Annotated in this window: 15 protein-coding genes and 1 tRNA gene; all 16 read left to right on the top strand. The window is 54.8% G+C overall.

The annotated features are described in order from the left end of the window. Positions 1-367: 367 nt before the first annotated feature. Positions 368-1,153, top strand: coding sequence for a peroxide stress protein YaaA (gene yaaA, locus ACIQ0R_RS05480; protein WP_395824644.1), 786 nt, complete (start codon positions 368-370; stop codon positions 1,151-1,153). Between the two features lie 164 nt (positions 1,154-1,317). Further along, positions 1,318-2,064, top strand: coding sequence for a triose-phosphate isomerase (gene tpiA, locus ACIQ0R_RS05485; RefSeq protein ID WP_395824647.1), 747 nt, complete (start codon positions 1,318-1,320; stop codon positions 2,062-2,064). Positions 2,065-2,204: 140 nt separating this feature from the next. Further along, positions 2,205-2,621, top strand: a complete 417-nt coding sequence (gene secG, locus ACIQ0R_RS05490) for a preprotein translocase subunit SecG (RefSeq protein WP_395824650.1) — start codon at positions 2,205-2,207, stop codon at positions 2,619-2,621. Between the two features lie 164 nt (positions 2,622-2,785). Further along, a tRNA-Leu gene (locus ACIQ0R_RS05495) sits at positions 2,786-2,870 on the top strand. 145 nt (positions 2,871-3,015) lie between these two features. Continuing rightward, positions 3,016-3,375 carry an NADH-quinone oxidoreductase subunit A gene (locus tag ACIQ0R_RS05500; protein ID WP_395824653.1) on the top strand — a complete coding sequence of 120 codons (360 nt, stop codon included), beginning with the start codon at positions 3,016-3,018 and terminating at the stop codon, positions 3,373-3,375. A gap of 3 nt (positions 3,376-3,378) precedes the next feature. Continuing rightward, the gene (locus ACIQ0R_RS05505; RefSeq protein ID WP_395824656.1) at positions 3,379-3,855 is read left to right on the top strand and encodes a NuoB/complex I 20 kDa subunit family protein; all 477 of its coding nucleotides are present in this window, start codon (positions 3,379-3,381) and stop codon (positions 3,853-3,855) included. Positions 3,856-3,864: 9 nt separating this feature from the next. Beyond that, the gene (locus ACIQ0R_RS05510) at positions 3,865-4,461 is read left to right on the top strand and encodes an NADH-quinone oxidoreductase subunit C (RefSeq protein ID WP_395824659.1); all 597 of its coding nucleotides are present in this window, start codon (positions 3,865-3,867) and stop codon (positions 4,459-4,461) included. Continuing rightward, positions 4,461-5,714, top strand: a complete 1,254-nt coding sequence (locus ACIQ0R_RS05515) for an NADH-quinone oxidoreductase subunit D (protein ID WP_395824663.1) — start codon at positions 4,461-4,463, stop codon at positions 5,712-5,714. Before ACIQ0R_RS05510 ends, ACIQ0R_RS05515 begins: the two co-directional genes overlap by 1 nt. 131 nt (positions 5,715-5,845) lie before the next feature. Then, on the top strand, positions 5,846-6,337 hold the full coding sequence (gene nuoE / locus ACIQ0R_RS05520; protein ID WP_395824666.1) for an NADH-quinone oxidoreductase subunit NuoE: 492 nt from the start codon (positions 5,846-5,848) through the stop codon (positions 6,335-6,337). After that, positions 6,334-7,629 carry an NADH-quinone oxidoreductase subunit NuoF gene (nuoF, locus tag ACIQ0R_RS05525; RefSeq protein ID WP_395824669.1) on the top strand — a complete coding sequence of 432 codons (1,296 nt, stop codon included), beginning with the start codon at positions 6,334-6,336 and terminating at the stop codon, positions 7,627-7,629. Before nuoE ends, nuoF begins: the two co-directional genes overlap by 4 nt. A 160-nt stretch (positions 7,630-7,789) precedes the next feature. Continuing rightward, positions 7,790-10,132, top strand: coding sequence for an NADH-quinone oxidoreductase subunit NuoG (gene nuoG / locus ACIQ0R_RS05530; RefSeq protein WP_395824672.1), 2,343 nt, complete (start codon positions 7,790-7,792; stop codon positions 10,130-10,132). Then, complete coding sequence (gene nuoH / locus ACIQ0R_RS05535) at positions 10,132-11,199, top strand: NADH-quinone oxidoreductase subunit NuoH (RefSeq protein ID WP_395824688.1); 1,068 nt, start codon at positions 10,132-10,134, stop codon at positions 11,197-11,199. The genes nuoG and nuoH overlap by 1 nt, the downstream gene beginning before the upstream one ends. A 17-nt stretch (positions 11,200-11,216) precedes the next feature. Then, positions 11,217-11,705: an NADH-quinone oxidoreductase subunit NuoI gene (nuoI, locus tag ACIQ0R_RS05540; RefSeq protein ID WP_395824675.1), complete on the top strand. Its 489-nt coding sequence runs from the start codon at positions 11,217-11,219 to the stop codon at positions 11,703-11,705. A gap of 137 nt (positions 11,706-11,842) precedes the next feature. Continuing rightward, entirely contained in the window at positions 11,843-12,499 is a 657-nt protein-coding gene (locus ACIQ0R_RS05545; RefSeq protein WP_395824678.1) for an NADH-quinone oxidoreductase subunit J, read from the top strand. A gap of 12 nt (positions 12,500-12,511) precedes the next feature. Next, on the top strand, positions 12,512-12,820 hold the full coding sequence (nuoK, locus tag ACIQ0R_RS05550; protein ID WP_395824682.1) for an NADH-quinone oxidoreductase subunit NuoK: 309 nt from the start codon (positions 12,512-12,514) through the stop codon (positions 12,818-12,820). A 111-nt stretch (positions 12,821-12,931) separates the two neighbouring features. Then, positions 12,932-14,916 (top strand): NADH-quinone oxidoreductase subunit L (gene nuoL / locus ACIQ0R_RS05555; RefSeq protein ID WP_395824685.1); only part of this gene is annotated, 1,985 nt, incomplete at its 3' end.

A 14,916-nucleotide genomic window follows, 5' to 3' on the forward strand; every position in this document is an offset into this window, starting at 1 on the left:
GCACGGCTAGCTCCTTGAACTCCGCCGTGTACATCTGTTTTGGTATCTTCTTCATTGCTGGTCTTTCCAAAGGATCGTTGATTTTACGTTACCTATGGAAGACTAAATTTCGGGGGAAGCTCAGAAATTTGAAACCACGTTGCGCCTCAACGGTGATGATGCTGAGACCAGTTTGTTCGCCAGCCATTTTGATTGACTGAATTGGCTGGCCGTGTGCGCTGTTTGCGGTTGTGCGAATTAAGCGAGTGTGAATACGTGGATGTAAATACGTGGATGTAAATACGTGGATGTAAATACGTCGATGTAGATGCGCATCCCGATGTTTGGGTATCATTGCGGGCATTATTCGGTTTATTTGGAAGTTCACATGCTGATTGTTTTGTCGCCCGCAAAATCCCTTGATTACACCACCCCTAGCAGTACCGACACCCACACTAACCCTGACTTCATTGCCGATTCCGCCGAATTGATCGCAGTCCTCAAGCAACTTTCGCCGGCACAGATCGCCAGCATGATGAAAATCTCCGATCCTTTGGCGCAATTGAACACTGCCCGTTTCGCCTCGTGGTCGAAGACCTTTACCGACGACAATTCCAAGCAAGCTATCCTGGCTTTCAATGGCGACGTCTACGAGGGCTTAGATGCGCCCACGCTCGACAGCGCGCAGTTGACTTACACTCAGCACCACCTGCGGATTTTATCCGGCCTCTACGGCTTGTTGCGGCCGCTTGATCGGATGCAGCCGTACCGCCTAGAAATGGGTACCAGCCTTGCTAACCCACGTGGCAAGAACCTCTATGCTTTTTGGGGAGATACGGTAACGCTCGCGTTAAAGCGGCAGTTGGCCAAGCAAAAGACGCGGGCTCTGGTTAATCTGGCGTCGGAAGAGTATTTCAAGGTGGTCAAGCCGTCGGTGCTGGATGCGCCGATTATTTCCCCGGTTTTTGAAGATTGGAAGAACGGCAAATACAAGATCATTTCGTTTTACGCCAAGCGTGCGCGCGGTCTGATGGCGCGCTATGCGGCATTGAACAATATTACAGACCCGGAGCAGCTCAAGGATTTTGATCTCGACGGCTATCGCTATGTCCCGCAGGATTCCGATGCCGGGCGCTGGATGTTTCGGCGGCGTGTGGCCGACCAGGCGGGGTGAGGGCAGGGATGTTGTGTGGCGGCGCTGCGGAGTCGAGGTTGGGCTAAGGGCTTTGGTAAAAAAGCGGTTTAGGATGATTGTTAAAAATTTATTGGCGGTTTGACCGCTTTCGCTGCGCCGCGTTAGAATGCCGGGCTATTAAAAACCTGGGCCTTGGTAAAACTATGCGTCGCAAACTTGTAGCCGGAAATTGGAAAATGAATGGCAACCTGGTTGCCAATGCGACTTTGTTGGCAGAGATCAAGGCCGGGGCGGTTGCTGCAGGCTGCGACGTTGCTCTGTGTGTGCCGGCTCCTTATCTCGCGCAGTGCCAAGTTATGCTTGCCGGATCGGCAATAGGCCTGGGCGCTCAGGATGTGTCGGCCCATGTCGCCGGCGCGTATACGGGTGAAGTGGCAGTGTCGATGCTGGCAGATTTTGCTTGTCATTACGTCATTGTCGGCCATTCCGAGCGTCGCGCCTATCATGCGGAGAGTGACGCGGCTGTAGCGCAGAAAGCGTTGCGTGCTCTGGAGGCTGGCGTGACGCCAATCGTATGTGTTGGCGAAACCTTGGTTGAGCGTGAGGCCGGGCAGACCGAAGCAGTGGTCGGTCGCCAGCTTGAGGCGGTGTTGGATGTGCTGGCCGATACCGGTTTGGCAAAAATTGTGGTGGCGTATGAGCCGGTATGGGCGATCGGCACCGGCAAGACAGCTACGCCGCAGATGGCGCAAGATGTGCATCTGGCGTTGCGCTCCCGGTTGGCGAAGCGGAGTGCCGCAGCAGCGCTTGAGGTAAGGATTTTGTATGGCGGCAGCATGAAGCCTGATAATGCCGCCGAACTATTGGCTATGCCGGATATCGACGGTGGGCTGATTGGTGGCGCAGCGTTGAAGTCAGCGGATTTCTTGGCCATCGTTGCTGCAGTGTGATTGGAAGTGCCCGCATCGATGCACGGTAGTTTGATTGAGTCGATGCAGTAAGTGAAAAGATTGATAGGGTGCAGATGCCATCGGGGCTCAGCAGTTCGGATCAAGTAAATATAGAATCATCTCTCATTGGAAGTCATTAAATGAACACAGTATTTAACATCATTGTCATCCTTCAGGTTCTGTCGGCATTGACGATCATCGGTCTTGTGCTGCTGCAGCATGGCAAGGGTGCCGATATGGGCGCGGCGTTTGGTTCGGGTGCCTCGGGTAGCTTGTTTGGCGCCAGCGGTTCGTCGAACTTCTTGTCGAAGTCGACCGGCTTGGCTGCAGCGATTTTCTTTATCGCGACCTTGGCTCTGGTGTACCTCGGAAATCATCGTGGTGCTGCCACTGGCGGCGTGATGGATAATCTGCCGCCGGTTTCGGCTCCGGCTGCAGCGATTCCGGCTACGCCTGTCGCGCCAGCTGCGGATGCAGCCGGATCCGCAAATGCGGCATCGGCTTCCGTGCCTGCGCCATCGACCGGCAGCGCGCAATCGAACCAGATTCCGAAGTAATTATTTGCTGAGTATATTTGCCGAGTTCGCTGGGTAAATTGCCGAGGTAAAGCGAATTATTCTGCGGCTGACAAATTAATTGCGATTACTGAGTGAAATTGCTAAGTTTTAACCCTTTTGTGCATTGAACAAAAGTACTAAAACAGGTTAAAATAACTGCTTATGCCGACGTGGTGAAATTGGTAGACACGCTATCTTGAGGGGGTAGTGGCGAAAGCTGTGCGAGTTCGAGTCTCGCCGTCGGCACCAAAGAATATAAGGCCAGCAACGGTTGCCCCTGCGCTGGCTTTTTGTCGAGGAAGTGTAGGTTGGTTTGCTGGATTGGGGGCGTCAGGTCTGATAAAACAGATCGGCAAATCACTCTACTGACCGTTCGAACTACTGGCGCATAATCGTGAACCTCGAAAATTACTTTCCTGTCCTGTTGTTTATCCTGATTGGTATTGCGGTCGGTATTGCGCCGCAACTGATTGGTCGTATTCTTGGGCCGCACCGGCCCGATTCCCAAAAGACATCTCCTTACGAATGCGGCTTTGAAGCATTCGAAGATGCGCGCATGAAGTTCGATGTGCGTTATTACCTTGTCGCCATTTTGTTCATCTTGTTCGATCTGGAAACCGTATTCTTCTTCCCGTGGGGTGTCGCGATGCGTGACCTCGGTTGGCAGGGCTTTATCACGATGATGGTGTTTATTGCTGAATTCGTGGTGGGCTTCTGGTATATCTGGAAGCGCGGCGCGCTGGATTGGGAGTAAGTCATGTCTATTGAAGGTGTTTTGAACGAAGGCTTTGTCACCACTACGGCTGATAAGCTGATCAACTGGACGCGCACCGGTTCGTTATGGCCGATGACCTTTGGTTTGGCCTGTTGTGCGGTCGAGATGATTCATGCCGGTGCCTCGCGGTATGATCTCGATCGCTTTGGCGTCATTTTTCGTCCGTCCCCGCGTCAGTCTGATGTGATGATCGTGGCAGGTACGCTGTGCAACAAGATGGCACCTGCGTTGCGCAAGGTTTATGACCAGATGCCGGAGCCGCGCTGGGTGATCTCGATGGGCTCCTGCGCCAATGGCGGTGGCTATTATCATTATTCCTATTCGGTGGTGCGCGGCTGTGATCGTATTGTGCCAGTCGATATCTATGTGCCAGGTTGTCCGCCCACTGCTGAAGCCCTTTTGTATGGCATCATCCAGCTGCAAAACAAGATTCGCCGTACCGCTACGATTGCGCGCTAAGAGAGCACAATGACCACCAAACTGGAAACCCTTGAAGCAGCTGTGCGCAATGCGCTTGGCGACCACCTTCAAAGCTTGACCGTTGCCTTGGGCGAGATCACCATCGTCGTCAAGGCTTCCAATTATCTTTCCGCGATGCGCGTCCTGCGCGACCATGCCGATACCCGTTTTGAAGAACTGATTGACCTCTGTGGTGTCGATTATTCGACCTATGGCGACGGTAGTTGGCAAGGCGCCCGCTTCGCAGTGGTTTCGCATCTGCTGTCGATCGAACATAACTGGCGTCTGCGCGTGCGCGTATTTGCCGCCGACGATGAGCAGCCGATTCTGGCCTCCGTAACCGATATCTGGGCCTCCGCCAACTGGTACGAGCGCGAAGCTTTCGATTTCTTCGGCATCCTGTTCGAAGGCCATAACGACCTGCGTCGCATTCTCACCGACTACGGCTTCATCGGCCATCCGTTCCGCAAAGACTTCCCAATCTCCGGCTACGTCGAGATGCGCTACGACGCAGAACAAAAACGCGTAATTTATCAACCCGTAACGATCGATCCGCGCGAAATCACGCCGCGGGTGATTCGTGAAGAACACTACGGGATCAAATAATGGCAGAAATCAAGAACTATACGCTGAACTTCGGTCCACAACATCCGGCCGCACACGGCGTTTTGCGTCTGGTGCTGGAGCTGGACGGTGAGGTAATCCAGCGCGCCGACCCGCATATCGGCCTGCTGCATCGCGGCACCGAAAAGCTGGCGGAGCAGAAAACCTACCTGCAATCCGTGCCGTATATGGATCGTCTCGACTATGTGTCGATGATGTGCAACGAGCACGGCTACGTGATGGCAATCGAGCGCCTGTTGGGCTTGGAAGTGCCTCTGCGGGCGCAGTACATCCGTGTCATGTTCGACGAAATCACGCGCCTGCTGAATCACCTGATGTGGATCGGCGCACATGCGCTCGACGTCGGTGCGATGGCGGTGTTGCTGTATGCATTCCGCGAGCGCGAAGACCTGATGGATTGCTACGAAGCGGTCTCCGGCGCCCGTATGCATGCGGCTTACTACCGTCCGGGTGGCGTTTATCGCGATCTGCCGGACACCATGCCGCAGCACAAGGCATCGCTGGTACGCAATGCCAAGGCAATCAAGGCCTTGAACGAAAATCGCCAGGGTTCGCTGCTCGATTTTATTGAAGATTTTACCGTTCGCTTTCCGAAATACGCCGACGAATACGAAACCCTGCTGACGGATAACCGCATCTGGAAACAGCGTCTGGTGGGTGTCGGCGTCGTCTCGCCGGAGCGCGCCAAGGCCATGGGTTTTACCGGCCCGATGCTGCGCGGCTCGGGGGTCGAGTGGGATCTGCGCAAGAAGCAGCCTTACGAGGTCTACGACTTGCTGGATTTCGATATTCCTGTCGGTAAGAATGGCGATTGCTATGATCGTTATCTGGTGCGCGTCGAAGAAATGCGCCAGTCTAACCGGATCATCAAGCAATGCGTAGAGTGGCTGCGCAACAATAGCGGCCCGGTCATGACTGATAATCACAAGGTTGCGCCTTCGTCGCGGGTCAACATGAAATCCAACATGGAAGAGCTGATTCACCATTTCAAGCTCTTCACCGAAGGATTCCACGTGCCGCCGGGCGAAGCCTACGCGGCAGTTGAGCATCCGAAGGGCGAGTTCGGCGTCTACATCGTCTCCGATGGTGCCAACAAACCTTATCGTCTGAAGATCCGCGCACCTGGCTTCCCGCATCTGCAAGGGTTGAACGAGATGGCCAAGGGCCACATGATCGCCGATGCCGTCACCATCATCGGCACGCAGGATATTGTTTTCGGTGAAATCGACCGTTAAGTTTGCTGTAGGACATTAGTCAGTTGGGTACAGAGTAATTTGCCACGCGACGCTGGCTTCTGAACTCTGTCTCCAATTTGTTAATTTGTTAAATACTACCGCGCAACATACCGCGCACGAATGGCCAACACATGTTGTTAAGTCAAGATACATACAAGAAGATTGATCGCGAAGTAGCGAAATTCCCTGCCGACCAGAAGCAGTCGGCGGTGATGGCTGCATTGGCGATTGCACAAGACGAAAAGGGCTGGCTGGCGCCGGAAACCATGCAGGATGTCGCGGATTACCTCGGCATGCCAGCTATCGCGGTGCAGGAAGTCGCGACCTTTTACAATATGTACAACACCAAGCCGGTCGGCAAGCACAAGATCAGCATCTGCACCAACTTGCCTTGTCAGTTGTCCGGCGGTGAGCGCGCAGCATTGCATCTCAAGCACAAGCTAGGCATCGATTTCCGTGAAACTACTGCCGATGGTCAGTTCACGCTGGTCGAGGGTGAATGCATGGGAGCCTGTGGCGATGCGCCGGTGCTGCTGGTCAACAACAAACGCATGTGTAGCTGGATGTCGAATGAAAAGATTGACGGCTTGTTAGCGGAACTCAGTGAGGTAACACCGAAATGACCTGCCTGCACGATCGTCATATTAATCCGCTGATCCTGGCCAACCTGGATGGCAATAACTGGCATTACGCCGATTACGTCAAGCGTGGCGGTTACACCGCCCTCAAACGTATCCTGTCCGAAGGCATCACCCCTGAACAAGTCATCGCCGAACTGAAGGCTGGTTCGTTGCGCGGCCGTGGCGGCGCAGGTTTCCCGACCGGTCTGAAGTGGAGCTTCATGCCACGTCAATTCCCAGGTCAGAAGTACTTGGTGTGTAATACCGACGAAGGCGAACCCGGCACATTCAAGGACCGCGACATCATCCGCTACAACCCGCATGCGTTGATCGAAGGTATGGCCATTGGCGCTTACGCCATGGGTATTTCGGTTGGTTACAATTACATCCACGGCGAAATCTGGTCTGGCTACGAGCGCTTTGAAGAAGCACTGGAAGAGGCACGCGCCGCCGGTGCTTTGGGCGACAAAATTTTCGGCAGCAGCTTCAGTTTTCAACTGCATGCGTTCCATGGCTACGGCGCTTATATCTGCGGCGAAGAAACCGCATTGCTGGAGTCGCTGGAAGGCAAGAAGGGCCAGCCACGCTTCAAACCGCCTTTCCCGGCCAGCTTTGGTTTGTACGGCAAGCCGACGACTATCAATAACACCGAGACTTTCGCAGCGGTGCCTTTCCTGCTGAACATGGGCGGCGAAGCCTACGCCGCATTGGGCAAGCCGAATAACGGCGGTACCAAAATTTTCTCGATTTCCGGCGACGTAGAACGGCCGGGTAATTACGAAGTACCCCTGGGCACGCCTTTTGCCAAGCTGATGGAGCTCGCCGGCGGTATGCGCGGCGGCAAGAAAATCAAGGCTGTGATTCCTGGCGGCTCGTCCGCTCCGGTGATTCGCGGCGAGGTCATGATGGATACCGATCTCGATTACGATTCGATCGCCAAAGCTGGCTCGATGCTGGGTTCGGGCGCCGTCATTGTGATGGATGAAACACGCTGCATGGTGAAGTCGCTGTTACGTCTGTCGTACTTCTATTTTGAAGAGTCTTGCGGTCAGTGCACGCCGTGCCGCGAAGGCACAGGCTGGCTGTATCGTCTGGTGCATCGGATCGAAACCGGCCACGGCCGTCCGGAAGACATGGAGTTGCTGGATACGGTTGCCGGCAATATCATGGGCCGCACTATCTGTGCACTCGGTGATGCAGCGGCGATGCCGGTACGCGGATTCCTGAAGAATTATCGCGAAGAATTTGAGTATCACATCGAGCATAAGCATTGCTTGGTGCCTGCGTATGTTTAAGACTAACTGTGGAGTCATCCCTGCGCATGCGGGGATCCGTGTTACTGCCTAGGATCGCAGTCAATATGGATTCCCACTTTCGCGGGAATGACGATGTAAGTTTATGTAGAGTACAGCGCAAACAGCGCGTAAAAACACTTAGGCAAGAAAAGCAAAAGCCATGGTTGAAATCGAAATAGACGGCAAGAAAGTGGAAGTCCAAGAGGGCAGCATGGTAATGGATGCTGCCAACAAGATTGGTACCTACATTCCGCATTTCTGCTATCACAAAAAGCTCTCCATCGCGGCCAACTGCCGCATGTGCCTGGTTGAGGTGGAAAAAGCGCCGAAGGCCCTGCCGGCCTGCGCCACGCCGGTGACTGCCGGCATGATCGTGCGCACCGCTAGCGACAAGGCAACCACTGCGCAAAAGAGCGTGATGGAATTTCTGCTGATCAATCACCCGCTGGATTGCCCGATCTGCGATCAAGGCGGTGAGTGCCAGTTGCAGGATTTGGCCGTCGGCTATGGCAAATCATCGTCCCGCTATGAGGAAGAAAAGCGGGTGGTCGCCCCGAAGGACGCTGGCCCGCTGATCTCGATGCAGGAAATGAGCCGCTGCATCCAATGCACTCGTTGCGTCCGTTTCGGCCAGGAAATTGCCGGCGTGATGGAATTCGGCATGGTCGGTCGCGGTGAGCATTCCGAGATCACGACTTTCGTCGGCAAGACCGTTAATTCGGAATTGTCCGGCAACATGATCGATCTGTGCCCGGTTGGTGCACTGACTTCTAAACCGTTCCGCTACAGCGCCCGTACCTGGGAATTGTCGCGTCGCAAATCGGTCAGCCCGCATGATGGCTTGGGCGCCAACCTGGTGGTGCAAGTCAAGGCCGGTAAGGTGATGCGCGTGCTGCCGCTGGAAAACAACGACGTCAATGAATGCTGGCTGTCAGACAAGGATCGCTTCGCCTACGAAGGCCTCAATAGCGCTGACCGTCTGACCAAGCCAATGCTAAAGCAAGACGGCAAGTGGCAAGAAGTCGAATGGCAAACCGCGCTGGAATATGTCGCGCACGGCTTGCGCAACATCCGCCACGAACACGGTGCCGATGCGATTGCTGCGCTGGGTACGCCTTACTCGACGCTGGAAGAACTTTCGCTGCTGCAAAAAGTGGTGCGTGGCCTGGGTTCAGAAAACATCGATTTTCGTCTGCGTCAGTCCGACTTCGCCCTGGATGGCAAAGTTACGCCTTGGCTGGGTATGTCGATCAACGAATTCGCACAATTGAATCGCGCCTTCGTGATCGGCTCGTTCCTGCGCAAGGATCATCCTTTGCTGTCGGCACGCCTGCGTCTGAGTGTTAAACGCGGTGCGCAGTTGAGCATCCTGCACGCTACCGACGACGATCTGCTGATGCCGGTTGCGAACAAAATTATCGCTGCACCATCAGACTGGTGTGCATCGCTGGCGCAAGTCGCCGTCGCCGTGGCGAAAGCCAAGAGCGTCGCTGCTCCAGCCGGGTTCGATAATGTCGAGCCATCGGCTGCGGCCAAGCAAACTGCAGCCAGCCTGCTGTCCGGTGAAGGCAAGGGCGTGTTCCTCGGCAACGCAGCCGCGCAGCATCCACAGGCATCGCAATTGCACGCATTGGCGCAATGGATTGCACAGCAAACCGGCGCCAAGCTCGGTTACCTGACCGAAGCCGGCAATACTGTCGGCGGTTACTGGGCGAACGCGTTGCCGGCAGCCGGCACGGGCCGCAATGCACAACAGATTTTTGCGCAGCCGCACAAGGCATACCTGTTGCTGAACGCCGAGCCGGAACTGGACAGTTTCGATCCGCAAGCCGCTCGCGCCGCATTGGATAAAGCCGAAATGGTAGTGGCGTTGTCGGCCTACAAGCACGGTGCTGATTACGCCGACGTGCTGCTGCCGATCTCGCCATTTACCGAGACCTCCGGCACCTTCGTCAACTGCGAAGGCCGTGCGCAAAGCTTCAACGGCACTGTCAAGCCGCTCGGCGATGCCCGTCCGGCATGGAAAGTGTTGCGCGTGCTGGGTAACTTGCTGGGGCTGTCCGGTTTCGATTACGACACCTCCGAAGCGATTCGCGATGAAGTGCTCGGTACCGGCGAAGTGGCCGCATCAAACTTGCAGGCACGCCTGAATAATTTGTCCGATCTGCAGCCGCAAGCTGCTGCACAAACGGCCAATGGTGCGCTGGAGCGGATTGCCGATGTGCCGATTTATTTCGCTGATGCAGTAGTGCGTCGCGCGCCTTCGCTGCAGGATACTGTCGACGGCCAGGCACCACGCGCATGGTTGTCGGCTACGCTGGCAGCAAAACTGGGGGTCGCCACAGGCGATCGGGTCAACCTCAAACAAGGGCAGGGCGCTGCAGCGTTGCTGGCGGCGATTGATTCGACACTGCCGGAAAATGTTGTGCGTGTAGCCGCATCGCACGCTTCGACCGCAGCCTTGGGCGCGATGTTTGGTTCTATCGTAGTGGAGAAAGCATGATGGATCATTTCATCGCCACCATCAATGCCACCGGCGCCGACTGGTTCGGTTTCATCTGGCCGCTGATCTGGAACCTGATCAAGATCATCGTCGTGGTTGTGCCACTGTTGCTGTGCGTGGCCTACATGACATACTGGGAGCGCAAGCTGATCGGCTGGATGCATATTCGCCTCGGCCCAAATCGCGTTGGCCCCGGCGGTTTACTACAACCGATTGCTGACGCCCTCAAGCTGCTGCTCAAGGAAGTTACCTTGCCGGCACGCGCCAACAAGGTATTGTTCTTCATCGCTCCGATCATGACCATCATGCCGGCTCTGGCTGCCTGGGCAGTCGTGCCTTTTGGTCCTGAGACTGTGCTGGCTGACGTCAACGCAGGTTTGTTGTTCGTCATGGCTATCACGTCGATGGAAGTGTATGGCGTGATCATCGCCGGCTGGGCATCCAACTCTAAGTATGCGTTCCTTGGTGCCATGCGTGCTTCGGCGCAGATGGTTTCCTACGAAATCGCCATGGGCTTCGCTCTGGCGATCGTGCTGATGGTGTCCGGCAGCCTCAACCTGACCGATATCGTGATGGCGCAAAGCAAGGGCTATTTTTATGATCATGGCTTGGGTTTCCTGTCTTGGAACTGGTTGTCGCTGTTTCCAGTGTTCCTGATTTATTTTATTTCGGGTATCGCCGAAACCAATCGTCATCCTTTCGACGTGGTTGAGGGTGAATCGGAAATCGTGGCCGGCCACATGATCGAATACTCGGGTATGTCGTTCGCGATGTTCTTCCTGGCTGAATACGCCAGCATGATTCTGGTGTCGATCCTGACAGCGTTGCTGTTCATGGGCGGCTGGGCATCGCCTTTGTCGATGCTGGACTGGATTCCGGGCTGGAACTGGCTTGGCATGAAAACATTCTTCATGTTGTCGGTGTTTATCTGGGTGCGTGCTTCGTTCCCGCGCTATCGCTATGACCAGATCATGCGCTTGGGCTGGAAAGTGTTTATCCCACTGGTTCTCGCGTACCTGGTGATTGTCGCCGCCTGGATTCAAAGTCCATGGAATATCTGGAAGTAATGGAAGGTTTATAGCAAATGGAAGCGATCAAGGATTTTTTCGGTAGCTTAATGCTGCTGGAGCTGCTCAAGGGACTGCGGTTGACTGGCCGCTACCTGTTCGCACGCAAGATTACTGTGCTGTTCCCGGAAGAGAAGACGCCGCAGTCGCCGCGTTTCCGCGGTCTGCATGCGCTGCGCCGTTACCCGAACGGCGAGGAGCGCTGCATCGCTTGCAAACTGTGCGAAGCAGTGTGTCCGGCGATGGCCATCACGATTGAGTCGGATCAGCGTGAAGACGGCTCGCGCCGCACCACGCGCTACGATATCGATTTGACTAAATGCATTTTCTGCGGTTTCTGCGAAGAGTCTTGCCCGGTCGATTCGATCGTCGAGACGCATATTCTGGAATACCACGGTGAAAAGCGCGGCGATCTGTACTACACCAAGGAAATGCTGTTGGCGGTTGGCGATCGTTATGAGCCGGAGATTGCGGCGGCACGTGCTGCAGATGCGGCATATCGCTAGTGCATTGTCGTCATCCTTGTGCCAGCGGGGATGCGGGCTGCTAACTTGAATAATGGCTTTCCGCATGTGCGGGAGTGACGTGGTAAGAGTTAGTTTCGTGATTGATGAAGTTTTTTTAGCCGACTTTTTGGGCCATTATGGAATTTAAGACATTCTTGTTCTACGCGTTTTCGGTGGCGTTGGTGATCGCCGCCTTGTGCGTAATCACCGCACGTAATCCAGTGCATTCCGCGCTGTTCCTGGTATTGTCGTTTTTCTCCGCGGCCGGCATCTGGATGTTGCTCAAGGCCGAATTCCTCTCTATCGTTCTGGTGCTGGTCTACGTTGGTGCCGTTATGGTGCTGTTCCTGTTCGTGGTGATGATGCTGGATATTAATCTCGACAAGATGCGAGAGGGTTTCTGGGGATATTTCCCGCTGGCTGCGACGGTGGGTACCATCATCGTGGTTGAAATGGCTGCGGTCATTTTTCACGGCTTCCAGGGCACAGATGCAGATGTGCCGGCGGTGTCGGCCAACATCGGCAACACCAAAGAGCTGGGTAAGCTGATCTACACCGAATACGTTTACGCCTTTGAAATAGCCGCAGTCATTCTGTTGGTGGCGATTGTCGCTGCTGTTGCGCTGACACTGCGTCGCCGTAAGGACAGCAAGTATTTTTCACCTGCCGCTGCGGTCAAGGTCAAGAGCGCTGACCGGATTCGCGTGGTCAAGATGCAGTCGGAAGCCAGGGTTGAGCCGGTGGCGCCAGTGAATCCTGCCAACCCGGCCGCACCAGCGGCCCCACAAAAATAACAAGGACGCAATATGGTACTTTCGCTTGCTCACTACCTGATTCTCGGTGCGATCCTGTTTGCGATCGGCATCGTTGGCATATTCCTCAACCGCAAAAACCTGATCGTATTGCTGATGGCAATCGAACTGATGCTGTTGGCGGTGAATATGAACTTCATTGCTTTTTCGTATTACCTGGGTGATGCGGCGGGGCAGATCTTCGTTTTCTTTATCCTCACTGTAGCGGCTGCCGAAGCGGCGATTGGTCTGGCCATCCTGGTTGCGTTGTTCCGTAACCTCAATACCATCAACGTCGAAGATCTGGACAGCCTGAAGGGCTGACGGTGTTTGTTTTCGCAGGCCCGGGCAGGCGGAAACAAGCAGGCAAAGAATGAGTAAGCAGCGCGCAGACAATGCGCAGACAACAAATAACGAATAAAGATAAGGTTCATCATGGCGGGGCAACTTAACCCACAACTACTTCTTGCCGTACCGTTGGCGCCACTGGCTGGCGCAGCGATTGCGGGCTTATTCGGTACCAAATTCTTCGGCAACCTGATCGGTCGCAAGACGTCGCATACTGTCACCATTCTCGGTGTGCTGATTGCGCTGATCATTTCGGTACAGACCTTGCTGCAGGTGATGGACGGTGCCACTTTCAACGGCACCTTGTACACCTGGATGACGGTCGGCGGCATCAAGCTGGAGATTGGCTTTTTGGTCGATAGCCTGACTGCGATGATGATGTGCGTGGTGACTTTCGTGTCGTTGATGGTGCATATTTATACCATCGGATACATGAAGGATGACGAGGGCTATAACCGCTTCTTTGCGTATATTTCGCTGTTCACGTTCTCGATGTTGATGCTAGTCATGAGCAACAACTTCTTGCAACTGTTTTTCGGCTGGGAAGCAGTGGGTCTGGTGTCGTATCTCCTGATCGGTTTTTGGTACACCCGCCCAACCGCGATTTTCGCGAACATGAAGGCCTTCCTGGTCAACCGTGTCGGCGATTTCGGTTTTATCCTCGGTATCGGCCTGCTGCTGGCTTATTCCGGTTCGATGAATTACACCGAAGTGTTTGCGCAAAAGGACATGTTGGCGACGTTGACCTTGCCTGGCAGCGACTGGATGTTGCTAACTGTGGCCTGCATCTGTCTGTTTATCGGCGCCATGGGTAAGTCCGCGCAGTTTCCACTGCACGTCTGGTTGCCTGACTCGATGGAAGGCCCAACCCCGATTTCCGCCCTGATTCACGCGGCGACCATGGTGACTGCCGGTATCTTCATGGTAACGCGTATGTCGCCGCTATTCGAGTTGTCCGATACGGCGTTGTCGTTCATCCTGATCATCGGTTCTATTACCGCGTTGTTCATGGGTTTCCTTGGCGTCATTCAGACCGACATCAAGCGCGTCGTTGCCTATTCCACCCTGTCGCAGCTCGGTTACATGGCCGTGGCACTGGGCGCTTCGGCATACTCTGTCGCGGTATTTCACCTGATGACGCATGCGTTCTTCAAGGCGTTGCTGTTCCTTGGCGCGGGCTCGGTGATCATCGGTTTGCATCATGACCAGGACATGCGCAATATGGGCGGTCTGCGTAAATACATGCCAATCACCTGGATAACGTCCCTGATTGGTTCGTTGGCGCTGATCGGCACACCATTCTTTTCCGGCTTCTATTCGAAGGACAGCATCATCGAAGCGGCCCACGCATCGACATTGTTCGGCTCAGGTTTTGCGTACTTTGCAGTGCTGGCCAGCGTTTTCGTGACGGCTTTCTATTCGTTCCGCATGTATTTCTTGGTGTTCCATGGCGAAGAGCGTTTTGGCAAGGCGCATGACGGCCACGATGCCCATGCTGCACACGATGCGCACGGTGCCCACGACGACCATCATGACGAAGAAGATGAGCATGAGCATCACGGTCTGGCCCCTGGTCAAAAGCCGCATGAGTCGCCTTCGGTGGTGACAGTGCCCTTGATCCTGCTGGCGATTCCTTCCGCCATTATCGGCTTCCTGGCGATTGAGCCTATGTTGTACGGCAGCTTTTTCAAGGACGTAATTTTCGTCAATGAAGCACATCATGCAATGGAAGAGCTGCGCAACGATTTCCATGGTCCGGTCAGTATGGTTGCTCATGCGTTTAGCTCTGCGCCCCTGTGGCTGGCGATTGCCAGCGTCGCGTCTGCGTATTACTGCTATATAGTCAATCCGCGCTTGCCTGCCGCTATCAAGCAGAAGTCTGGTCCGATTTTCACCTTGCTGGACAATAAATACTATATGGATAAGTTCAACGACGTGGTTTTCTCAGGCGGCGCCCGCCTGCTGGGCCGCGGCCTGTGGAATGCTGGCGATCGCGGTCTGATCGATGGTCTGATAGTCAACGGCAGCGCCAAGGCCGTCAACTGGTTCTCGAAGATTACCCGTCTCTGGCA

The sequence above is a fragment of the Collimonas sp. genome, from assembly GCF_044339385.1.
Taxonomy (GTDB): Bacteria; Pseudomonadota; Gammaproteobacteria; order Burkholderiales; family Burkholderiaceae_D; genus Collimonas.